At 62.6% G+C, this 21,298-nt stretch carries 18 protein-coding genes; 15 read left to right on the plus strand and 3 right to left on the minus strand.

Going from position 1 to position 21,298, the window contains the following annotated elements:
• Positions 1–19: 19 nt before the first annotated feature.
• From ACODSJ_RS04750 to ACODSJ_RS04810, 13 genes are all read left to right on the plus strand, one after another.
• Entirely contained in the window at positions 20–541 is a 522-nt protein-coding gene (locus tag ACODSJ_RS04750; RefSeq protein ID WP_489100628.1) for an SgcJ/EcaC family oxidoreductase, read from the plus strand.
• 212 nt (positions 542–753) lie between these two features.
• A complete protein-coding gene (locus tag ACODSJ_RS04755) occupies positions 754–1,263 on the plus strand; it encodes a sigma-70 family RNA polymerase sigma factor (RefSeq protein WP_489100629.1) in 510 nt (169 codons plus the stop codon).
• Positions 1,263–2,207: a FecR family protein gene (locus tag ACODSJ_RS04760; RefSeq protein WP_489100745.1), complete on the plus strand. Its 945-nt coding sequence runs from the start codon at positions 1,263–1,265 to the stop codon at positions 2,205–2,207. Before ACODSJ_RS04755 ends, ACODSJ_RS04760 begins: the two co-directional genes overlap by 1 nt.
• A gap of 68 nt (positions 2,208–2,275) precedes the next feature.
• Positions 2,276–4,699 carry a TonB-dependent siderophore receptor gene (locus tag ACODSJ_RS04765; protein WP_489100630.1) on the plus strand — a complete coding sequence of 808 codons (2,424 nt, stop codon included), beginning with the start codon at positions 2,276–2,278 and terminating at the stop codon, positions 4,697–4,699.
• A gap of 315 nt (positions 4,700–5,014) precedes the next feature.
• Positions 5,015–6,391, plus strand: a complete 1,377-nt coding sequence (locus ACODSJ_RS04770) for a diaminobutyrate--2-oxoglutarate transaminase (protein ID WP_489100631.1) — start codon at positions 5,015–5,017, stop codon at positions 6,389–6,391.
• Between the two features lie 152 nt (positions 6,392–6,543).
• Positions 6,544–8,328 carry an IucA/IucC family protein gene (locus ACODSJ_RS04775; protein ID WP_489100632.1) on the plus strand — a complete coding sequence of 595 codons (1,785 nt, stop codon included), beginning with the start codon at positions 6,544–6,546 and terminating at the stop codon, positions 8,326–8,328.
• Positions 8,321–9,532: a type III PLP-dependent enzyme gene (locus ACODSJ_RS04780; RefSeq protein WP_489100633.1), complete on the plus strand. Its 1,212-nt coding sequence runs from the start codon at positions 8,321–8,323 to the stop codon at positions 9,530–9,532. The genes ACODSJ_RS04775 and ACODSJ_RS04780 overlap by 8 nt, the downstream gene beginning before the upstream one ends.
• A gap of 32 nt (positions 9,533–9,564) precedes the next feature.
• The gene (locus ACODSJ_RS04785; protein WP_489100746.1) at positions 9,565–10,935 is read left to right on the plus strand and encodes a DHA2 family efflux MFS transporter permease subunit; all 1,371 of its coding nucleotides are present in this window, start codon (positions 9,565–9,567) and stop codon (positions 10,933–10,935) included.
• A gap of 16 nt (positions 10,936–10,951) precedes the next feature.
• Positions 10,952–12,817, plus strand: a complete 1,866-nt coding sequence (locus ACODSJ_RS04790) for an IucA/IucC family protein (protein ID WP_489100634.1) — start codon at positions 10,952–10,954, stop codon at positions 12,815–12,817.
• Positions 12,811–13,584: an HpcH/HpaI aldolase family protein gene (locus ACODSJ_RS04795; RefSeq protein WP_489100635.1), complete on the plus strand. Its 774-nt coding sequence runs from the start codon at positions 12,811–12,813 to the stop codon at positions 13,582–13,584. The genes ACODSJ_RS04790 and ACODSJ_RS04795 overlap by 7 nt, the downstream gene beginning before the upstream one ends.
• A gap of 6 nt (positions 13,585–13,590) precedes the next feature.
• Positions 13,591–15,474, plus strand: coding sequence for an IucA/IucC family protein (locus ACODSJ_RS04800; protein WP_489100636.1), 1,884 nt, complete (start codon positions 13,591–13,593; stop codon positions 15,472–15,474).
• Between the two features lie 19 nt (positions 15,475–15,493).
• Entirely contained in the window at positions 15,494–16,300 is an 807-nt protein-coding gene (locus ACODSJ_RS04805; RefSeq protein WP_489100747.1) for an IucA/IucC family C-terminal-domain containing protein, read from the plus strand.
• Positions 16,297–16,920 carry an RraA family protein gene (locus ACODSJ_RS04810; RefSeq protein ID WP_489100637.1) on the plus strand — a complete coding sequence of 208 codons (624 nt, stop codon included), beginning with the start codon at positions 16,297–16,299 and terminating at the stop codon, positions 16,918–16,920. The genes ACODSJ_RS04805 and ACODSJ_RS04810 overlap by 4 nt, the downstream gene beginning before the upstream one ends.
• Before the next feature lie 3 nt (positions 16,921–16,923).
• Here the strand turns inward: ACODSJ_RS04810 and ACODSJ_RS04815 are convergent, their stop codons facing one another.
• The 3 genes from ACODSJ_RS04815 to ACODSJ_RS04825 all read right to left on the minus strand — a co-directional run bounded on the left by ACODSJ_RS04815 (position 16,924) and on the right by ACODSJ_RS04825 (position 18,588).
• Positions 16,924–17,325 carry a hypothetical protein gene (locus ACODSJ_RS04815; protein WP_489100638.1) on the minus strand — a complete coding sequence of 134 codons (402 nt, stop codon included), beginning with the start codon at positions 17,323–17,325 and terminating at the stop codon, positions 16,924–16,926.
• 155 nt (positions 17,326–17,480) lie between these two features.
• Positions 17,481–17,960 (minus strand): nuclear transport factor 2 family protein, encoded by a 480-nt coding sequence (locus ACODSJ_RS04820; protein WP_489100639.1) that lies wholly within the window; start codon positions 17,958–17,960, stop codon positions 17,481–17,483.
• A gap of 49 nt (positions 17,961–18,009) precedes the next feature.
• On the minus strand, positions 18,010–18,588 hold the full coding sequence (locus ACODSJ_RS04825) for a TetR/AcrR family transcriptional regulator (RefSeq protein ID WP_489100640.1): 579 nt from the start codon (positions 18,586–18,588) through the stop codon (positions 18,010–18,012).
• Positions 18,589–18,913: 325 nt separating this feature from the next.
• Between ACODSJ_RS04825 and pssA the strand changes: the two genes are divergently transcribed.
• Both pssA and ACODSJ_RS04835 read left to right on the plus strand, forming a co-directional pair.
• A complete protein-coding gene (gene pssA / locus ACODSJ_RS04830) occupies positions 18,914–20,257 on the plus strand; it encodes a CDP-diacylglycerol--serine O-phosphatidyltransferase (RefSeq protein WP_489100641.1) in 1,344 nt (447 codons plus the stop codon).
• An 11-nt stretch (positions 20,258–20,268) separates the two neighbouring features.
• On the plus strand, positions 20,269–21,294 hold the full coding sequence (locus ACODSJ_RS04835; protein WP_489100642.1) for an AraC family transcriptional regulator: 1,026 nt from the start codon (positions 20,269–20,271) through the stop codon (positions 21,292–21,294).
• Positions 21,295–21,298: the final 4 nt, after the last annotated feature.

Genomic DNA, 21,298 nt, shown 5'->3' on the forward strand with positions numbered 1-21,298 from the left:
AACCCAAAGGAACGCTCCGATGAAAATGAAAACCTGTGCCCTGGCTGCTTTTTTCCTGCTGGCCGCGCCGTTTGTCCACGCGGCTGACGCCACGCCCTACGTGTACCGCACCGTGGCCGAACAGCCGAGCAATGTGAATGACCGCGAGATCGCCGGGCTGTTCGATCGCTGGAACGCGGCCCTGCAAACCGGCAGCGCGAGCGCCGTGACGAGCCTCTATGCCCCGGATGCCGTTTTGCAACCTACTGTTTCCAACAAAGTGCGCAGCACGCCGGCACAGATCCAGGATTACTTCGAGCACTTCATGGCGGGCAAGCCGGTCGGCCAGATCAATTACCGCGAGATCCGTCACCTGGGCGCTGACGCGGCGATGGACAGCGGGGTCTACACCTTCACCCTGACCAATGCCGACGGTTCCAAGCGTGAGGTCCAGGCGCGCTACACCTTCCTCTACGAGCGTCTCGACGGACAGTGGAAGATCATCAACCATCATTCCTCGGCGATGCCCGAGGCGGCGAAGCCCCTGCACGCCAGCCACTGATAGCAACGTTCGGGGCGAGGGCGCTCGCTCGCGCAGGGTCGACCAGACGCCTGACGCGCAGCAGCCCCCGTCTCGAACCCTGTCAAAGACCCCTACAACCCTGGGTCTCCTGCGTATTTACACAATCTCCTGCACAAAGCACTTGGATTAGCCTGATAACATTAATTAGAATCAGTCTCATTTAAGACATTCCTTGCGCAGGGCTTCTTGACATGTTTGACGCAGCGACGCCGACGAAGCACTCCCTCCATGCGTTATACCGTGACCACGGCAGTTGGCTGGAAGGCTGGTTGCGGCGGCGCATGGGCAATGCCTGGGATGCGGCAGACCTGCGCCAGGACACCTTCCTGCGGGTGCTGTCCAGCGCCCAGACGCCGGCTGAACTGCATGAACCCCGCGCCTACCTGTTGACGGTCGGCAAGCGCCTGCTGAGCAATTTCTACACCCGGCGCAACCTTGAACAAGCTTATCTCGATGCCCTGGCGAGCCTGCCGGAAACCTGCGTGCCGTCGCCGGAGGAGCGTTGGTTGTTGCTGGAAACTCTTCAAGCCCTGGATGAACTGCTCGATGGCCTGCCGCCCGTGGTGCGGCGGGCTTTCTTATGGAGCCAGCTCGAAGGCCTGGGCTACCGGGAGATCGGCGAGCGCCTGCAGGTGTCCGAGCGCACCGTCAAGCGCTACATGGCCCAGGCGTATGAGCATTGCCTGTTGGTGGACTTTTGATTCGCCCGGCCCCGTCGCCCGAAGCCCGGGAAGTTGCCCGTGCGGCGGCCCGCTGGCTGGCGATGATGGAGTGCTATGGGGATGACTTCGACAGCACGGCCTTGCAGAACTGGCGGGACAGCAATGCCCTGCACGAAGCCGCCTGGCAAAAGGCCCAGCGGCTGCGTCAACGCTTCGCCAACGTCCCGGCGTCCCTGGGCATGGCGACCCTGGACCGCCCGCCGATGAGCCGGCGTGCAGTGCTCAAGCGTGCGTTGGGTGTCGCGGCGTTGCTGCCGACCGCCTGGTGGCTGGGGCGAGAGTTGCCGCTGGAGATCTGGCGCGCCGACCTGCATACCGCCACCGGAGAGCAACGGCGGTGGTCGCTGGCCGATGGCAATTCGTTGCAGTTAAACACCGACAGCGCCTTGGACCTGGACCTCAAGGCGCGGCGCCTGGTGCTGCTGCGCGGCGAAATGGCCCTCAAGGTCACGGGCGCCGCGCCACTGGTCATCCAGGCACCCTACGGGCTCATCACGCTCAGCCGTGGCGAAGTCTGCGTGCGCTTGAATGAGCGTGATTGCCGGGTGTCGGTGGTCAGTGGGTCGGTACGGTTGCAGCCGCTACAAGGGCCTTTGGTGACGTTGGAGGAGGGCGAGCAGGTCAACTTCCAGGCTTCAGGCGCGGGGACCATCAGCACCTTTGATGTGGCGCAGCCGGGCTGGCGTGACGGCGTGCTCGTGGCGCAGAACCAACCCCTTGGTGTTTTTCTTCGTGAGCTGGGCCGTTATCGCCCAGGCGTGTTGCACTGGGAGCAAACGCTGGAAACGTTGCGCGTGACGGGCAGTTTCCGCCTGGAAAACACCGACCGGATCCTCATGCTGCTCTCGGCCAGCCTGCCGCTGGATGTACAAGCCCGCACCCGTTATTGGGTCACCCTCACGCTTCGCAAAAATATTGCCTGAAGCCTGTCCCCTTTTTTTGTCTCGCTTGTCATTCAAGGCAACTGAACAAAAATGAGAGTGATTTGCAAATGCATACAGTAGTACCGTTGCGCTTGCGCCCGGCCCTTGCCGGCTGGCGTCCGCTGTTGAACCTGAGTCTTCTGCTGAGCCTGAGCGCCAGCCCTTTCTTCATCACATCCAGCCATGCCGAGGAAGCGGCCCGGCGCAGCTACCAGGTGCCCGCCGGTAGCCTGAGTACAGCGCTGACCCGCTTTGCAGGGTTGGCGGGTGTCAACCTGTCGGTAGACCCAGCCCTGGTGAACGGCCACAACAGCGCCGGCCTTTCTGGCGAGTATGGTGTGGAGGAGGGCTTCGCCCGGCTGTTGCAGGGTTCGGGTCTGCAATTGCAGCCCGTGGGTGAGCAGGCCTACATCCTGACTCCGGCACCCGAAGGTGCCAGCCTGCAACTGGCGCCCACCTCGATTTATGGCGCCGCGAGCGACACGCAGGGCGAGGCCTACGCCGGCGGCCAGGTTGCTCGTAAAGGTTCGCAAGGCCTGCTGGGGTCGCGGGACTTCATGGAAACGCCGTTCAGCATGACCACCTACACCAGCGAGGCGGTCAAGAACCAGCAGGCCCGTACCCTCGGCGACCTGATCGCCAGCGACCCGTCCGTGCGCTCCACCAACCCGGCGGGCGGGCGTTATGAGCAGTTCACCATCCGTGGTTTCAGTCTGTTCAACAGTGACGTTTCCTACAACGGTCTCTACGGCGTCCTGCCGACCTACACGATCGACATGGAAATGGCTGATCGCGTCGACATCCTCAAGGGGCCGAGCCAGCTGATCAATGGTATTTCGCCACGGGGCAGTGTGGGGGGTGGAATCAACGTGGTGCCCAAGCGCGCCACCGACAAGCCCATCACCTCGTTCACTGGCAGCTACGCTTCGGAGAACCAGATCGGCGGGGCCGTGGATGTGGGCCGGCGCTTTGGTGAAGACAACAAGTTCGGTCTTCGTTTCAACGGCGTGAAACAGTCCGGTGACACCGAGTGGGATCACCAGAGCGTGGACCGTGAGATGGCCGTGCTGGGCCTGGACTTTCGTGGCGAACGCCTGCGGCTGTCGACGGACATCGGTCGCACCGAGCGTGATACCGATGCGCCGCAGGAGCGCGTGCAGGTAGCTGCTGCCGCGCCGGTTCCCCATGCCAGTGATGTCCGCCACAACTATGCGCAGTCGTGGAGCAAGGCGCGCACCAAGGACACGTTTGGTACGGTGAATGCCGAATACGACGTAAGCGATTCCGTCATGCTGTATGGCGGCGTCGGGGCGCGAGAAAGTGAGCATGAGTTCCTCCGCCATGCTGTTTCGGTGCTCAATGCGGCGGGTGATTTTCGTGTGCAGCCCCGTGACTTCACCCGGGATGAAAGTGTCCGGACGGCCAACGTGGGAGTGCGCAACTGGTTCCATACCGGCCCGGTGAGTCACGAGGTCAACCTGGCCGCCAGCTATTTCTACATGGACTTTACCAATGGCGGCGCCCGCTACGGACAGACCAACAGCAACCTATATGACCCGGTGCAAACGCCGACGCCGAGCAGCATCTTGCGTTCCGACCCAAAGGTCTATACCGAGAACCATTTCAGCGGCGTGGCGTTGTCGGACACATTGGGTTTTTTCGAAGACCGTCTTCTGCTGACCCTGGGCGCTCGCTGGCAGCGGGTAGAGGTTGACGACTGGTCGGATGGCGTCAAGGGCAAGACCGCCTACGACGAAGAAAAGGTCTCGCCGTCCGGCGGCATCCTGTTCAAGGCCACCGACAAGCTGTCGCTGTATGCCAACTACATGGAAGGCCTGAGCCAGGGCAAGATCGCGCCGTCGACCTCGAGAAACGAGGACGAGATTTTCCCACCGTTCATCAGTCGTCAGGTCGAGGTCGGTGCCAAGTACGATGCGGGCCCGTTCGCGTTAACCGCTGCGGTGTTCCGCATCAAGCAGCCGGCCTACGCGACCGACGCCACGACCCTTATCTTCGGTCCGAACGGCAAGCGTGAGAACACTGGGGTGGAGTTGAGCGTGTTTGGTGAACCCGTCAAGGGCACCCGCCTGCTCGGCGGCGTGATGTACATCGACAGCGAACTGACCAGCACCACCAACGGCACGTTCGACGGCAACCGCGCACCTGCCACGCCGAAATACAACGTCAACCTGGGCGCCGAGTGGGACGTGCCGACTGTCCAGGGCTTGACCCTGACCAGCCGCGGTATCTATTCCAGCTCGCAATACCTGGACCAGTCCAACACCAAGGAAATCGATTCCTGGGTGCGCATGGACGTGGGGGCACGCTACGGCTTCAAGGTCGATGAAAAGAACATCACCCTGCGCGCCAACGTCGAGAACGTGGCGGACAAACGCTACTGGAGCTCGGCCGGTGCCTCGGATGACAGTGAGCCTGGCTTGACCCTGTCGACACCGCGCACCTATGTGCTGTCGGCCACCGTAGATTTCTAGGAAGAGGCACCGCTCCAAGGATGGAGCTTCTCCAAAATTATGTCGTTTTAATATTAGTTGATATTAATCTGAGATTGCCGAGGTAACTGAATCGAAATAAAAACTTGCCGTTAATGTCATCTTTGGCTGATAGCAAATCGCCTCTTTCTTATATGTGCATTTTTATTTATCCGCTGTTCTTTCGGAGGATTTTTCCTGCGCGTTAGTTAGTGAATCACCGCGCTGAAAAGAATTAATTTTTATTTGCGATTACTTGTTGCAGTAATTTGTAAATGATAATAATTTGCATGTCGGGACTTATCAGGGTTGATACTCATGTTGAATGAAAGTGTTTTGCGCAGCGACTCCTTGCACAACGACAATGCTCACTATCTGACACGCCAGGGCCGGTTCGAATCCAACGTTCGCAGCTACCCACGCAAGTTGCCCCTGGCCATTGCCAAGGCCCATGGCGTGTGGGTGACGGATGTGGAAGGCAAGAGCTACCTGGACTGCCTGGCCGGCGCCGGTACCCTGGCCTTGGGCCACAATCACCCAGACATTGTCGCCAGCATCGATCGCTTCATGGCCTCGGGCATGCCGATGCATACCCTGGACCTCACCACGCCGCAGAAGGACGCCTTCAGTGAAAAGCTGCTGAGCCTGTTACCGGGGCAGGGCCGTGACTATTGCCTGCAATTCTGCGGGCCGTCCGGTGCGGATGCGGTGGAAGCCGCGCTCAAGCTGGCCAAGACCGTCACGGGGCGCAGTCACATCATCAGCTTCAGCGGTGGCTACCACGGCATGACCCACGGCGCCCTGGCGGTGACCGGCAACACCGGGCCGAAAGATGCCGTGGCGTCGTTGATGCCGGGCGTGCAATTCATGCCGTACCCCCATGAATACCGCTGCCCGCTGGGCATTGGCGGCGAGGCCGGTCTCGAAGCGCTGACCCATTACTTCACCCAGTTCATCGAGGACGTTGAAAGCGGCGTGTCCTTGCCGGCCGCCGTGATTCTCGAGGCCGTGCAGGGCGAGGGGGGTGTCAATTGCGCGCCGACCCCATGGCTGCGGCGTATCCGCGAGGTCACCCAGCAGCACGGCATCCTGTTGATCATCGATGAAGTCCAGGCCGGTTTCGGTCGCACGGGCAAGATGTTTGCCTTCGAACACGCGGGGATCGAGCCAGACATCATCGTCATGTCCAAGGCCGTGGGCGGCGGGCTGCCCCTGGCATTGCTGGGGATCAAGCGCCAGTTCGACGCCTGGCAGCCGGGCGCCCACACCGGGACGTTCCGCGGTAACCAGATGGCGATGGCCACGGGCCTGGCGACCCTCAATGCGTTGCAGCAACAGGACCTGCCCGCCCAGGCGGAACGCCGCGGCCAATGGCTGAAGATGCAACTGCTGCAATTGCAGCAGCGTTTCCCCGCGCTGGGGCAGGTACGCGGCCGTGGGTTGATGCTCGGCATCGAGATCGTTGATGAGCGCCAGGCGCCGGATCACCTGAACAGCTTCCCTGGAGATCCGACCCTGGCCGTCGCCATCCAGAAACAATGTTTCGACCAGGGATTGCTACTTGAACGAGGAGGGCGCCAGGGCAACGTCATCCGGTTACTGCCGCCTCTGATCATCAATGACGAACAATGTGCACTGGCTATCGAGCGTTTTGAAAAGGCGCTGATAGCAGCGCTCTTGCAAGAGCGCGGTTAATTTCCAACGTAAGTTCGATAGCCTTAAGTATTTGATAACACACCAGACATTTTCCCGAATATGGGAAGACGGGCAGTTATTGTTCGCTAAAAGTTGTTTGAACATGCCCAGACATGAAGTCATCCGTAACCCGCCGGTTACGAGGAGCAACTATGCAATATCCTGATCGTACCGTTTTATCCCATCGCGTCAGTGAGTTGGCCAGTACCCGTGCCTTGCTCAACTGTTTGATCAAAGAGTTCGCCTTGCCTGAGAACTGCCTGGATTATCACTGGCCGCAGAACATGAACGGTATCGCGCCTGGAAGTTACCTCGAAGGGCTGCAATGCAAGGGTATCCCGCTGACTATCAGCCTACCCAACGGGCAACAGTTCTTCGTGATGGTGGACCGTCGCGATCGGCTGGGTAGCCATCGCTACCTGTCCGATGTCTATGCGCGCCAGGGTGTCGAACCCTGGAGCAACCTGGCGTTTCCCGAGTTCGTCGCGCAACTGCTCGCGGCCTGCGAACACATGACCCGCGCCAGCAACGACGAACTGCTCGACCAGGTGCTGCAAAGCCAGTCCCTCACCGCTGCCATCGTCGCCCACAACATGGAAGGCGATGGCCCTGCGCCCTTGAGCAACTACCTGGCCAGCGAGCAGGGCCTGTGGTTCGGTCATCCCAATCACCCGGCGCCCAAGGCACGGCTCTGGCCGGCCCACCTGGCCCAGGAAACCTATGCCCCGGAATTCCAGGCCCGCACGGCGCTGCACCTGTTCGAAGTGCCGCGCGAGGGGCTGCGCATTTCCGCCAATGGCCTGACCGAAGAGCAAGTACTGGCCGGGTTCGCCGACCAGCGTCGCGCCGGGCCGGGGCGGGCGATCATCTGCCTGCATCCGGTCCAGGCGCAGCTGTTCGTGCAGGATCGACGGGTGCAACAGTTGCTGGAACTGGGTGAGCTGCGAGACCTGGGCACCACCGGCCCGCTCGCGAGCCCGACGGCGTCCATGCGCACCTGGTACATCGAGGACCATGATTACTTCATCAAGGGTTCGTTGAACGTGCGCATCACCAACTGCGTGCGCAAGAACGCCTGGTATGAGCTGGAAAGCACCTTGATCATCGACCAGCTGTTCCAGCGCCTGCAACAGACCCAGCCGCAAACCCTGGGTGGCTTGTCCACGGTGGCCGAACCCGGTTCGTTGAGCTGGGCGCCGAAACACGCCAGCGAAACCGACAGCCACTGGTTCCGCGAGCAGACCGGGGCGATCCTGCGGGAGAATTTCTGCCGCCGCGCCGGGGCGGACGTCAGCGTGATGGCCGGAACGCTTTTCGCCCGAGACATTCATTCCCAGCCGCTGGTCCATGAGTTTCTCCAGGGCTTCAACGGCGGACCGCTGGGCGATCAGCAGTTGCTGGTCTGGTTCGCCCGCTACCAGGCGCTGCTGCTGCGGCCGGTGCTGGCGCTGTTCTTCAATCACGGCGTGGTCATGGAGCCGCACCTGCAAAACAGCGTGCTGATCCACGACAACGGCCAGCCCCGGCAACTGCTGTTGCGCGATTTCGAAGGGGTCAAGCTCACCGACGAACTGGGCATGGCCGGCATCGACGTTGGCCTGCATCCCCGCGTGCGCCAGTCGTTGCTCTACAGCCGCGCGCAAGGCTGGAGTCGCATCAGCTACTGCCTGCTGATCAACAACCTGTCCGAGGCGGTGCTGGCCCTGAGCTGGGAACGCCCGCACCTGGCGCCGCTGATGTGGCAACAGGTCCACCAGCAGTTGCGCAGCATTCGCGAGGAACTGGTGCGACCTGCGCCGGAGTTGGATGCGCTGATTGCGGGCGAGTCGATTCCTTGCAAGACCAATCTGAAAGTGCGCCTGGCCGCCCAGGCCGATCGCCAGGCCGGCTACGTCAGCCTGCGGGCACCTTGGAGCGAGGAGGCGCGTTATGCCTAATCTGCCCGCCACCGTGATGGCCGCCATCGAGGGCGCTCGTCGTCACAGCGAAGACCCGTTGGCGCTGTTTGTCTACGACCTGGACGCACTGACCCGCCACGTCGGCGAAGTCATGGCGGCGCTGCCGTCGGGCGTGGAGTTGTATTACGCGATCAAGGCCAACAGCGAAGCGCCGATGCTTGAGGCACTGGCGCCTTTGGTCAGCGGTTTCGAGATTTCCTCGGGGGGTGAAATCGACCGGGTCGTGGCCTGTCCGACGCCCAAGCCCTACGTATTTTCCGGCCCTGGCAAACTCGACTCCGACCTGCGGCTTGCCCTGGCGAACCAGGTTGAAGCGATCCACGTGGAAAGCCTCAACGAAATCGACCGCTTGCAGCGTCTGGCGCAGCAGGCCGGTCGGGTGCAGCCGGTGTTCATCCGCATCAACCCGCAGTTGCCGTCCACGCTGTCGAGCAAACTGGCGATGGCTGGCACCGCGACGCCGTTCGGCCTCGACGAATCGGAGCTGCCCGAAGCGGTGCGGCGGGTGCAAGCGTTCAGCCACCTGAGCCTCAAGGGCTTCCATGTTCACGCGATGTCCCACCAAAACTCGGTGGAGCGCCACGAACAGTTGCTGGATTTCTACCTGCAACGCTGGCACGAATGGAAAGCCCTGGCGACGGGCGCCGAGCAACCGACGCACTTGAATGTCGGCGGTGGAATCGGGGTCGATTACCTCAGCGAACGACGGTTCGACTGGCAGCGCCTGTGCCGCCACCTGGGCCAGTCGCTGGCGGCCCATGAACAACCGCCGGTGGTGCGCTTCGAACCGGGGCGCTTCATCAGCGCGTTCTGTGGCTACTACGTGATCGAGGTGTTGGACACCAAGACCAGCCACGGCGAACACTTCCTCATCTGCCGTGGCGGCACCCACCAGTTCCGCCTGCCGGCGGCCCAGAGCCACGATCATCCGGTCATGCACCTGCCACGCCGGCGCAAGCCGCAACCGGAAACGGCCAAGGCCTGGACCGTCGTCGGCCAGCTCTGCACACCCAAGGATGTGCTGAGTCGTGGTCGCCCACTCAAGGGTGTCGAGGTGGGTGACCTGCTGGTCCTGCCCATGGCCGGCGCCTATGGCTACAACATCTCCCACGCGGACTTTCTGTGCCATCCGCGCCCGGTGCAGCACTTTGTCAGCGCGACGTCATCTGGAGTGGCGCTGTGAAGGTGCCGCGCCATTGGGTGGTGGTCAACGTGATGTTGGGTACGGTCACGGTGAGCCTCAACAACAGCTCCCTCAACCCGGCGCTACCGGCGTTCATGACGGCGTTCGCCATCGGCCCGCTGATGGCGACCTGGATTGTCGCGGGGTTCATGACCGCGATGGGCATGACCATGCCGCTGACCAGCTTCCTCAGCCAGCGCATTGGTCGCAAGCGTTTGTACCTGTGGGGCGTGGCGATATTCATCGGTGGTTCGCTGATGGGTGCGCTGGCCGACTCCATTGCCTGGGTGATTGCCGCGCGGGTGATCCAGGGGATCGCCAGCGGCCTGATGATTCCACTGTCGCTGGCGATCATCTTCTCGGTGTACGCCAAGGATGAGCGCGGTCGGGTGACGGGGTTGTGGGGCGCGGTGGTCATGCTCGCGCCGGCGGTCGGGCCCTTGTGTGGCAGCCTGTTGCTGGAGTGGTTCAGCTGGCGCGCGCTGTTCCTGAGCAACGTGCCCATCGGCTTGCTGGCGTTGGTCATGGGCCTTGCTGTGCTGCCGGCGTCGCCAGCCCCCGAGCGCAAGCCCTTCGATTTTGCCGGCTATCTGCTGATCGCCTCGGGCATTGGTTTGTTGATGGTTGCCACCAGTCGCCTGCACCGTGCCGACGGCCTGGTCGATCCACTCAACATGGCCATGCTGATGGCCGGCGTGCTGTGCCTGGTGGCCTTTGTGCGGGTGGAGTTGAGCCGTCCGGAGCCGCTGCTCAACCTGCGTATTTTCAACCTGCGTGGCTATCGCTTGAGCGTACTCATCGCCGTAGTGCAATCGGTGGGGATGTTCGAGTGTCTGGTGCTGGTGCCGCTGCTGGTGCAGATGGTGCTGGGCTACGGTGCGGTCTGGACCGGGCTGGCGCTGCTGTGTACCGCGGTGTTCGCCAGCCTGTTCGGCCAGTGGGGCGGCACGCTGTTGGATCGTCACGGGCCGCGCATCGTGGTGTCGCTGGGCATGCTGTTGACCGGCCTGGCGACCCTGGCCCTGGGCATGCTGACCACGCAGGCGAGCATCGCCACGGTGTTTGTCTTGATGATGGTGCGCGGCGCCGGCCTGGGGCTTTCCTACATGCCGGTGACCACGGCCGGGCTCAATGCCTTGCCCGAGCCGATGGTCACCCAGGGCGCGGCCATGAACAACATTTCCCGGCGGCTGGTGTCGTCGCTGGCCATCGTGATCGCCTCGCTCTGGCTGGAAATGCGCATGGCCGTCGACACCGGCTCGGTGTCACTCGCCTCAGACGCCATCCGTGAAGTGTTCCTCGCTACCGGCGCCCTGATCCTGCTGGCCTTGCCCTGTGCCTGGCGTTTCCCCATGACCGAACGGGTGGCCGTCGCGCCATCGGCGGCCCTCGAACAACGTTAATCGATAAGGAATTCCCATGACGATTTTTGAACAAGCCCCTGTGTCGAACATCCCCAATGGGCCGGGCGCCTGGTTGGCGACGGTCGACGCCCATGTGGGCCTGCGCGTCCAGCAGCGGGTGGTGGGCCAGTTGTTGCAGACATTGCTCTACGAAGACGTATTGGCGTACCAGTGCCAACCGTTGGAAGGCGACAGGTATCGCTTCGTCGTGCAAGGCGTCGACGCCCATCGGCAACCGGTGCAATACCGCTGCAATGGCCTGCGCAGCACCAGCTTCGACCTGATCCGCCTCGATCACGCCAGCCTTGAGCGGGTGGATGATGCAGGCCACGCCCAGGCGCCGAACCTGCACCAGGCTTTGGCCGAACTGCTCGGCGACTTCGAAGGCAGCGCCCACCTGCCGCGCTTCATCCAGGAGCTGGAACAGACCCACCTCAAGGATTTGCAGGCCCGCAGCCAAAACTATCGTGCGCCCCATGCGGCCCATCGGCTGGACGTCGACGCGCTCGAACAGCATTTCATGGACGCCCACAGTTACCACCCGTGCTACAAGTCGCGCATCGGCTTCGACCTGCAGGACAACGTCAAGTACGGCCCGGAATTCGCCAGCTCCATCGCGATTGTCTGGCTGGCCGTGGCGAAGTCCTGCGGGGCGATGAACCACTCTCGGACGATGGATTTTGCAGCTTTCATCCGCCAGGAAGCGGGGGAGAATCGCGTCGAGCAACTGGCGAGCCTTCTCGCAAGCCGTGGCCAGTCGCCGGACGATTACTGGCTGATCCCGGTGCACCCGTGGCAATGGGAAAACACCATCGTCCCGACGTTCTACCCGGAACTGATCAGCGCAGAGCTGATTTACCTGGGCGTCTCGGACGACCACTACAAGGCCCAGCAATCGATCCGCACGCTGGCCAACGCCCGTCAGCCCCAGCGTCCCTATGTGAAGCTGGCGATGAACATGACCAATACCTCCAGCACGCGGATCCTGGCGCGCCACACGGTGATGAACGGTCCGATCATCACTGACTGGTTGCAGCAATTGATTGCCACCGACAGCACGGCCCGTGCCCTGGATTTCGTTATTCTCGGTGAAGTGGCTGGGGTCAGTTTCAGCTACGACCACCTGCCTGCCTCGCGCGCCGCACAAGCCTACGGCAGCCTCGGGGCGATCTGGCGCGAAAGCATTCACGCTTACCTCAAGCCTGATGAACAGGCCGTGCCATTCAATGGCTTGAGCCACGTGGAAAACCGCTACAGCCTGGGCGAGCAGGTGCCGTTCATCGATGCCTGGATCGCCCAGTACGGCTTGCAAGCCTGGACCCAACGGCTGCTGGAAGTCACGGTGCCGCCAATCATCCACATGCTCTACGCCGAAGGCATCGGCATGGAGTCCCACGGCCAGAACATCGTGCTGATCGTCAAGGATGGCTGGCCGCAACGCATTGCCTTGAAGGACTTCCACGACGGCGTGCGCTATTCGCCGGCCCACCTGGCACGTCCGCAGTTGTGCCCGACCCTGGTGCCGTTGCCCGCCAGCCATGCGCGGCTGAATCGCAACTCGTTCATCCTCACCGATGACGTCAATGCGGTGCGCGATTTCTCCTGCGACTGTTTCTTCTTCATCTGCCTGGCGGAAATGGCGATCTTCCTGCGCCAGCACTATCAGCTGGACGAAGGCCGTTTCTGGCAGATGACCGCTGATGTGATCACCGCCTACCAGGCTGCGCACCCGCAACACCGCGAGCGTTTTGCCTTGTTCGACGTGTTCGCGCCTTCCTATGAAGTGGAGGAACTCACCAAGCGTCGCCTGCTGGGCGATGGCGAGCGGCGCTTCAAGTCGGTGCCCAATCCGCTGCACGCGTTCAGGCCGCAGACATGCTGAGAACCAATCAACTGAAGCTCAAGCTCAGCGCAGGGCAGGCGGCCCATGGCCTGATCAGTTCGATCCCGTCGGCTTCGGCAATCGAACTGATCGCCGAGGCCGGCTACGACTTCGTGATCATCGACATGGAGCACGTGCTGATCAATCCGGAAACGGTGGAGCACATGATCCGCATGGCCGAGGCCTATGCCATCACGCCGTTGGTGCGGGTGGCGGACCTGAACCCCAAGACGCTGTTGCGCCTGCTGGACGGCGGCGCCCAAGGCATCGTCCTGCCGATGATCGAAAGCCCGGAGCAACTGGCCGACGCCATTGCCGCCTGCAAATACCACCCGTTGGGTCGACGTAGCCTGAACGCCGGGCGTCCCGGCTCGTTTGGCAAACGTAGCCTCGCTGAATACGTGGGCCTGGCCAACGAGCAGATCATGCTGGTGGCGATGATCGAGAGCGCCGAAGGCGCACGACGGGCGGCCGAAATCGCTGCGGTGCCCGGATTGGACATGATCCTCGAAGGCGCGGCCGACCTGTCCCAGTCCCTGGGAACGCCGTGGCAGATCAACACGCCTGCCGTGCAACAGGCCCTGCTGGACACCTGGCAGGCCGCGCGTGAAGCCGGCGTGCCGTATTGCGCGATTCCCCGCCAACCCGAGGACCACGCCCGCTGGCGTGAGCGCGGGGTGACCACTTTTGTGCTGGGCGACGAACGCGGGATTGCGTTCCGCGCCCTCCAGGGCCGCTTGGCCACACTTTCTTCACAAGGACAATGAATCAAGATGACTACCCTGACTTCACAGGCCCTGGGCCAAGCCGCCGACATCGTCATGCAGGACCTGGTGGACTGCCTGTTGGCCGAAGACTTCTTTGGCAGCGATCCGTTGCCGTTGGTCAGCGTCGCCGACTGGCAGGGCGCTCACCCAAAGGCTCCCGTATTGGGTGAATCAGCCCCTGGGCAGCGCATCTGGGAATGGTGCTGCGACCCGGCCGAGCAACGTTTCATCAGCATCGCCCTGCGCCCCGGCATTACCCAGCAGTGGGAGAAAGTCACGGGTACGCCAGTGCTGGCGCGCCAGGATGAGCAATGGACCGTGCTGTCTGCGGAGGACTTCATGAAGCGCGTGTTCGGCGCCATGACCGAGCGCTTCCAGGACAACGACAAGGGGCTGGCGTTGTTCCTCGACGTCTTGCACACCAGCGTCACCCAGACCGCGTTGTCCTTGGCCCACGGCGTCGACGAGCAAGACCTGATGGCCCAAACCCCTGCGACCTTTTTCCGGACCATGGAGCAATGGGCGTCGCTGCGGGACCGTCCATACCACCCGTTGGCGAAGGCCAAGCAGGGCTTGAACGATGACGAATACCGGCGTTACCAGGCCGAATTCGCCCGGCCGGTGGCCCTGAACTGGGTGGCGGTGGAGCGCACCTTGTTGCAATGCGGCGAAGGCGTGGGTGACCTGGCGCAGTGCTACCCGGCCCGCTATCTGCTGCCCCAGGACCTGCAAGCCCGGCTCGAACAGGAAATGCACCAGCGTGGCCTGGCCGACAGCCATATCGCGCTGCCGGTCCACCCGTGGCAATGGGAGCATGTGCTCGACGCGCAGTTGGCGGACGCGTTCGCCAGGGGCGATTGCCAGCGCCTGGCGTTCAATGACGGCGAGTTCTTCGCCACCTCGTCCCTGCGCTCCATGACACCGTGCTTCGACAGCGCCGACTACCTCAAGCTGCCCATGGCGATCCATTCCCTGGGCGCGTCCCGTTACCTGCCCGCGGTCAAGATGATCAACGGTGGCCTGAGCGAAGCGTTGCTCCACGAAGTGCTGGAAAAGGACGCAACCCTGCGCCAGTCGCTGCACCTGTGCGACGAAGGCAAGTGGTGGGCTTTCATGCCGCCCCAGGCGACGCTGTTCGATGAAGCGCCGCGGCACTTGTCGGCCATGGTCCGGGGTTACCCCGGCGCGTTGCTCGCCGACGCCGACACCCGCCTGCTGCCCATGGCTGCGTTGGGTACGCCGTTGCCGGGCAGCAACCGGCATTTCTTCGATGACTGGATGCAATACCGCAACCTGCCGGCGGACGCCGGGTCGGTCATGACCCTGTTCCGCGAACTGGCCCGCAGCTTCTTCGACATCAACCTGCGCATGTTCCGCCTGGGCATGCTGGGTGAAGTCCACGGCCAGAACGCGGTGCTGGTCTGGAAAGACGGCCATGCCGACGGCCTGCTGCTGCGCGACCACGACTCGCTGCGCATCTTCGTGCCATGGCTGGAGCGCAACGGCATGCAGGACCCGGTGTATCGCATCAAGAAGGGCCACGCCAACACCCTGTACCACGAGCGTCCGGAGGATTTGTTGTTCTGGCTGCAGACCCTGGGCATCCAGGTCAACATGCGCGCCATCATGGACACCCTGGCGCAGGTCTACTCGATGCCGGTAACCGGCCTGTGGCTGGCGCTGCGGGAAGTGCTGGATGAGTTGATCGAAACCATCGACTTCGACGACGAGGCGCGGGCGATGATCAAGCGCCAGCTGTTCGAGGCGCCGAAATGGCCGCAGAAGTTGCTGCTCACGCCAATGATTGCGCGGGCGGGCGGGCCGGGCAGCATGCCTTTTGGCAAGGGCGAGGTGGTCAACCCGTTCCGCCGGCTGTCACTGGAGGCCTGAGGGCATGGCGGCCAGAAGCATGCTTGGGGCCGTGCCTGAGGTCAACGCCTTGAGCGGCGGTTTTACCGAGGGTGAATGGACGGTGCTCAGCGGTGCCTTGCGGCTGAAACCGGCAGGGGCGCGGGATGTGGCGCGCTCCTTGCCGGCCCATGAACTGTTGAACGGTGGCGTGTGCCTGCGCTTGCTGGATGAGCTGACCCCGGTACTGGGGTCGCCGTCCAGGGCGATTACCGCGTCGTTGTTGAGCAAACGGATTGCATTCCTGGCGACCCATGCCTGCCTTTACGCCCTGTCGGCGTGCGACAAGGGGTTGCGGTTGTCCCCGGACAATTGCTTCATCGAATACGGTCACGACGAGGGCCTATGGACCTCGTCGATGCCATTGCTGGACCTTGAACCGCTCGCGTATGCCCACGGTGCACGAGAGGCCTGGCGTGAAACCCTGGTCAGCAGCCTGTTTGCCGGGCTGCTCAAACCGCTGTGGGACCTGTTTGCCCAGGTCAGCGGCATTTCCCGGCGCATCCTCTGGGAAAACACCGCCGTGCGGGTGTATTCGCTGTATGACAAGCGCCTGGAAAGCCTGCAGGACCCGCTAGTACGACGGCGTATCGCTGCCGATTTCGATTGGCTGCTGAACCAGGCCGAGCCGGCGCTGTTTGGCCTGGACTACAACCCACTGCGGCATTTTCGCCGTGCCCCCATGCCCTTGGAAAACGGGCTGGGCTGTCGGCGGTTGCGGCGTACCTGTTGCTTCTATTACCAGGCCAGCAACCCGGTCGAATACTGTTCGGTCTGCCCGTTGCTGCGAAAGAGAAAAAAGTCATGAATCAATCAATCGCGCCCCCGCGAGCCGGTGTTACCGATTCGCTGGTGGCGCAATACCAGAACATTGCGTCGTCCACCCTTGGGCACTTCACCGAAAGCGGATACCTGCGAGGCATTCGGCCGCTGTTCGACAACCTGCACATGGTGGGCAGAGTCGTCACGGTCAAGCTGTTCACGCCCGACGGCAGCGTGCTGCGCGAGGCGTTGTTGCTCAGCGAGCCCGGGGATGTGTTGGTGGTGGAATGCGTGGGTGATCCCGACTGCGCCTGTTGGGGCGAGCTGCGTACCCTGGCCGGCCTGATCAAGGGGCTGGCCGGCGTCGTGGTGTGCGGCGCGGTCACCGACGTGGCGGCCTTGCGTGCCCATCGTTTGCCGGTGTTCAGTCGCGGCGTCAGTGCTTTTACCACCCGCAGCCTTGGCCTGTCGGGAGAGGTCAACCAGACGATCCGGGTCGCGGGCGTCACGGTGCGGCCCGGGGACATCGCCCTCGGCGATGATGACGGGGTGTTCATCCTCGATCCGCAACAGGCCTCGGATCTATTGCCGCAACTGCTGGCGAAGGAACAGGCGGACCAGGCGAAAAGAACCGAGTTCCTGCACCGTCTGCGCAAAGCGGGCTGACCGTCAGGCGTCGCGAAACAGGTCGTGTGCGTCCAACAGTCGCCAGGCGATTTCGGGACGTTTCTCCAACCCGCGGCGGATCGCGGCCGGGATCGACTGACGGATCTTGCGGCACAGACCGGGTTGCGCCTGGAACTCGATGGCGATGCCACGCATGGTGCGGACCTCGTTGTAACCCGGCTCGATGGTCACGCGGATCCCCAGGTTCTCGTGCATCCGTTGTTGCAAACGCTCCAGCTCGTCGAGGCTCTGGATGTTTTCCAGTCGTTCGAGCAGGCGTTTTTCTTCCTGGCGATTCAGGCAGAGGATACGCAGGTCGCTGCCAGGCGCCTGCAACAACGCATCGCGCCCGCAGTCGCAAACGCCGGGCGGGCAGGGGGGACGAATCGGAATCGACGCAGTCATGGGCTCCACAACGTCTGCAACACAGCGAACGACCTCGGACCAAAGGGGCGCTTACGCAATGTGATGCCTGGCGAACCGCCGGTCAACCCTCGCCATGGGCCGCTTGTCTACCAAAAACTGTGGGAGCGAGCTTGCTCGCGAAAGCGGCGGTGGGGTTACAGCCCCAGTTCAGACAACCCCGGATGGTCATCCGGCCGACGCCCCAGCGGCCAGTGGTATTTGCGTTCGCTTTCCTTGATGGGCAGGTCGTTGATGCAGGCGTAGCGATTGCGCATCAGGCCGTGCTCGTCGAACTCCCAGTTTTCGTTGCCGTAAGAACGGAACCAGTTGCCCGAATCGTCGTGCCATTCGTAGGCATAACGCACTGCAATGCGGTTGTCGGTGAAGGCCCAGAGCTCCTTGATCAGCCGGTAGTCGAGCTCCTTGGCCCATTTGCGTGTCAGGAATGCCTTGGCTTCCTCGCGGTCATGGACGAATTCGGCGCGGTTACGCCATTGGGTGTCTCGTGTGTAGGCCAGGGAAACCCGTTGCGGGTCACGCGAGTTCCAGCCGTCCTCGGCCAGGCGAACTTTCTCGATCGCCGATTCACGGGTGAACGGCGGCAACGGCGGACGAACTTCAGAAGAGGCAGGCATGGCGAATCTCCAGTGAGTCATTGAATGAATGGCACGGCGGTTCAGCGGGTCAAACGTGTGGCATGGCCACAGGCAACAACACTTTCAGCATGTCCTGGGCGCGGTCGGCCGCGCTGTGATCACCCATCACCAGCGCGACGGTAATGGCGCCGTCAATCAGAATCAGCAGCTGGTGGGCCAGTGCGTCCGGGTGCTCGACACCTTGCTCCAGGCACAGCCGGGTCACGTATTCGAGCAATTTTTGCTTATGCAACTTCGCCACCTGGCGGACCGGATCCTGCGCATCGCCGGTTTCACCGCTGGTGTTGATGAACGCACAGCCGCGAAAACCTTCGCTGTCGAACCAGCCTTTGAGCACCGTGAACAGGTTGAGCAGTCGGGCGGCCGGGGTCGGCGCCTTGTCCACCTCGGTGCTGAACCACTGCATCCAGCGCTCATCGCGCCGCTTCAGGGCGGCCACGACCAGCTCGTCCTTGTTGGCGAAATAGCGGTAGACACTTTTCCTGGAGACGCCGGCGGTTTTCACCAGAAGGTCCATGCCGGTGGCAGCGATGCCACTTCTATAGATCAACTTCTCGGCGACATCGAGGATGATGTCTCGTGTTTCATTAGCAGTTACTTCGTTCATGGAGCGACAGTAGAACGATCGTTCTCCTTGGTCAACTTTTTTTCTTGTGGTAGCCAGACTTGCTGGCAACGAAGCCACTCCAGACAACCCGGTCCCTGTGGCGAGGGAGCTTGCTCCCGCTGGCCTGCAAAGCAGGCCTCTGCATTGCTTCAGGCAAACCGCATTGCCTGGTTTACGATTGCTGCGCCCGGGGCGTCGGACCTCGCCACAGGGTTTGGGCGTCTGGAGTGGCCTCATCGCCATCAAGCTTTGCTCCTACAGGTCCAAACCGACGCGTCATGGTGTAAGCTCATCCGCTCTTCGGAATCGACCTATTGCGAGCCCTATGCCGTCGCTCTTCAAACGCTCCCTGCTGCCCAAGCTGCGCAGCTTTGCCCTGACCGCCGACGCAGTGACCATCCTCGATGGCGCCGCCGAGTTTCGCCGTTGCCTGCTGGAGAAAATCGCCCAGGCCACCCAGCGCATCTACATCGTCGCCCTGTACCTGCAACAGGATGAGGCCGGCCAGGAAATCCTCGATGCCTTGCACGCTGCCAAAGCCGCACGTCCCGAGCTGGATGTGGCGGTGGTGGTGGACTGGATGCGGGCCCAGCGTGGGCTGATCGGTGCCAAGAAGCAGCCGGGCAACTCGGCGTGGTATCAGGAACAGACCCGTACCCATGCCAGCGAAGTGCCGATCTACGGCGTGCCAGTGCAGACCCGCGAGTTGTTCGGCGTGCTGCACTTGAAGGGCTTCGTGATCGACGATTGCGTGCTGTACAGCGGTGCCAGCCTCAATAACGTGTACTTGCACAAGTTCGACAAGTACCGCTATGACCGCTATCACCTGTTGCAAAACGCGGCACTGGCCGACTCGATGCATCATCTGGTGCAGCACGGTCTGGTCGCGTCCAAGGCGGTCCATCGCCTCGACCTGCCGAACCTCCCCAGCACCCGCAGCCTGCGCAAGGACATCGGTGACCTGCGCAGTCGCCTCAAGTACGCGGCGTATGACACCACCGCAGGCAGCCTCGACAAGAGCGGCCTGTCGGTGAGCCCGTTGCTGGGCGTGGGCAAGAACAACCCGCTGAGCCGGGTGATCGGCGAGTTGATCGCCAGCAGCCGTCAGCAGCTGACCATCTGCACGCCATATTTCAACCTGCCACTGGCCGTGACCCGCGAACTGAACCGTGCGTTGGCGCGCGGCGTGAAGATCGACATCATCGTCGGCGACAAGACTGCCAACGACTTCTTCATCCCGCCGAGCGAACCGTTCAAGATCATCGCCGCGTTGCCGTATCTCTACGAAATCAGCCTGCGACGCTTCGCCAAGCGGCACCAGCGCTTCATCGACAGCGGGCAGTTGAACCTGCACTTGTGGCGCGATGGCGACAACACCTATCACCTCAAGGGCATGTGGGTCGATGAGCGCTACACCTTGCTGACTGGCAACAACCTCAACCCACGGGCCTTCCGCCTGGACCTGGAGAACGCCCTGTTGCTGGACGACCCCAAGGGGGAGTTGCTTGCACCGCGCCAGGCCGAACTCGAACAGATCATGCGACACACCCGCCGGATCCAGCGCTTCCTGGACCTTGAAAGCCTGCCGGACTATCCGGCGGCGGTGGCCAAGTTCCTCAAGCGGGTCAGCCGGGTGCGGATCGAGCGACTGCTTTACCGGATCTTGTGATCAAGCGCGTCATGTCGGAAAAAGACACCATCTCCATCCAGTTGGTCCGTGAGGCGTTGCTGCAAAGCTGCGCCCCGGGACCGGCCACCGATGAAGTGCTGGGCAAGGTCGGCATCGATCCCGGGTGGCTCGACGACCCACTGGCGCGCGTGCCGGCCCCTGCCTACGCACGGCTCTGGCGCTTGCTGGCCAGGCGTTTGGACGATGAGTTCTTTGGCATGGACCCGCGCAAGCTCAAGTCCGGCAGCCTGGCGTTTCTCTGCCAGTGCGCCATGGCCCAGCCAACCCTGGCGGCGGGGTTGACGGCGGGGCTGGGCTTTCTGTCACTGATGCTCGAACACTTGCCGGCCCAGTGGGTTCGCCAGCAGAGCCTGGCCGAAATCGTCCTGCTGGAAGACGACAAGGACCCGCGCCGGGCCTTTACCTATTTCACCTACTGGATGATCGTCCACGGCGTGGCCTGCTGGCTGGCCGGGCGGCGCATCCCGATCCTGGCGGTGGAACTGCGCTGTCCGGCGCCGGATTTTTGCGACGACTACCGCGTGATGTTTTCCCAGAACCTGCGCTTCGACCGGCCGCGCACACGGATGATCTTTTCCGCCGAATGCCTGGACCAGCCCATCAGGCGCACCCCGGACGAGCTCAAGCGCTTCCTGGCCCAGGCGCCCGCCAACATCCTGGTCAAATACCGCGACCCGCAAAGCCTGGCCAGCCGCATCAGGCAGGACCTGCGCCAGCTGCCCGCCGAACGGTGGCCGGAAACCGAGGCCCTTGCCCAGCAGTTGTGCGTGTCCGCCTCCACCTTGCGCCGACGCCTGGCGGAGGAGGGGCAGACGTACCAGGGCATCAAGGACAGCGTGCGCAAAGAGCTGGCAATCGGCTGGCTGGCCGAGCCCTCCGTCAGTTTCGTCGAGATTGCCAGCCGCCTGGGTTTTGCCGATGCCAGCTCATTCTACAAGGCGTTTCGCAAGTGGTCCGGTTCCAACCCGGGGCACTATCGCAGCCTGATTCTCAACGAACCTGCGTCAGTGCCCTGAGGCG

This window comes from Pseudomonas sp. FG6, from assembly GCF_057809015.1.

Coding starts and splice junctions, on each gene's coding strand:
- ACODSJ_RS04750 (WP_489100628.1), top strand. CDS start 20: ATGAAAATGAAAACCTGTGCCCTGGCTGCTTTTTTCCTGCTGGCCGCG.
- ACODSJ_RS04755 (WP_489100629.1), top strand. CDS start 754: ATGTTTGACGCAGCGACGCCGACGAAGCACTCCCTCCATGCGTTATAC.
- ACODSJ_RS04765 (WP_489100630.1), top strand. CDS start 2,276: ATGCATACAGTAGTACCGTTGCGCTTGCGCCCGGCCCTTGCCGGCTGG.
- ACODSJ_RS04770 (WP_489100631.1), top strand. CDS start 5,015: ATGTTGAATGAAAGTGTTTTGCGCAGCGACTCCTTGCACAACGACAAT.
- ACODSJ_RS04775 (WP_489100632.1), top strand. CDS start 6,544: ATGCAATATCCTGATCGTACCGTTTTATCCCATCGCGTCAGTGAGTTG.
- ACODSJ_RS04780 (WP_489100633.1), top strand. CDS start 8,321: ATGCCTAATCTGCCCGCCACCGTGATGGCCGCCATCGAGGGCGCTCGT.
- ACODSJ_RS04785 (WP_489100746.1), top strand. CDS start 9,565: ATGTTGGGTACGGTCACGGTGAGCCTCAACAACAGCTCCCTCAACCCG.
- ACODSJ_RS04790 (WP_489100634.1), top strand. CDS start 10,952: ATGACGATTTTTGAACAAGCCCCTGTGTCGAACATCCCCAATGGGCCG.
- ACODSJ_RS04795 (WP_489100635.1), top strand. CDS start 12,811: ATGCTGAGAACCAATCAACTGAAGCTCAAGCTCAGCGCAGGGCAGGCG.
- ACODSJ_RS04800 (WP_489100636.1), top strand. CDS start 13,591: ATGACTACCCTGACTTCACAGGCCCTGGGCCAAGCCGCCGACATCGTC.
- ACODSJ_RS04805 (WP_489100747.1), top strand. CDS start 15,494: ATGCTTGGGGCCGTGCCTGAGGTCAACGCCTTGAGCGGCGGTTTTACC.
- ACODSJ_RS04810 (WP_489100637.1), top strand. CDS start 16,297: ATGAATCAATCAATCGCGCCCCCGCGAGCCGGTGTTACCGATTCGCTG.
- ACODSJ_RS04815 (WP_489100638.1), bottom strand. CDS start 17,325: ATGACTGCGTCGATTCCGATTCGTCCCCCCTGCCCGCCCGGCGTTTGC.
- ACODSJ_RS04820 (WP_489100639.1), bottom strand. CDS start 17,960: ATGCCTGCCTCTTCTGAAGTTCGTCCGCCGTTGCCGCCGTTCACCCGT.
- ACODSJ_RS04825 (WP_489100640.1), bottom strand. CDS start 18,588: ATGAACGAAGTAACTGCTAATGAAACACGAGACATCATCCTCGATGTC.
- pssA (WP_489100641.1), top strand. CDS start 18,914: ATGCCGTCGCTCTTCAAACGCTCCCTGCTGCCCAAGCTGCGCAGCTTT.
- ACODSJ_RS04835 (WP_489100642.1), top strand. CDS start 20,269: ATGTCGGAAAAAGACACCATCTCCATCCAGTTGGTCCGTGAGGCGTTG.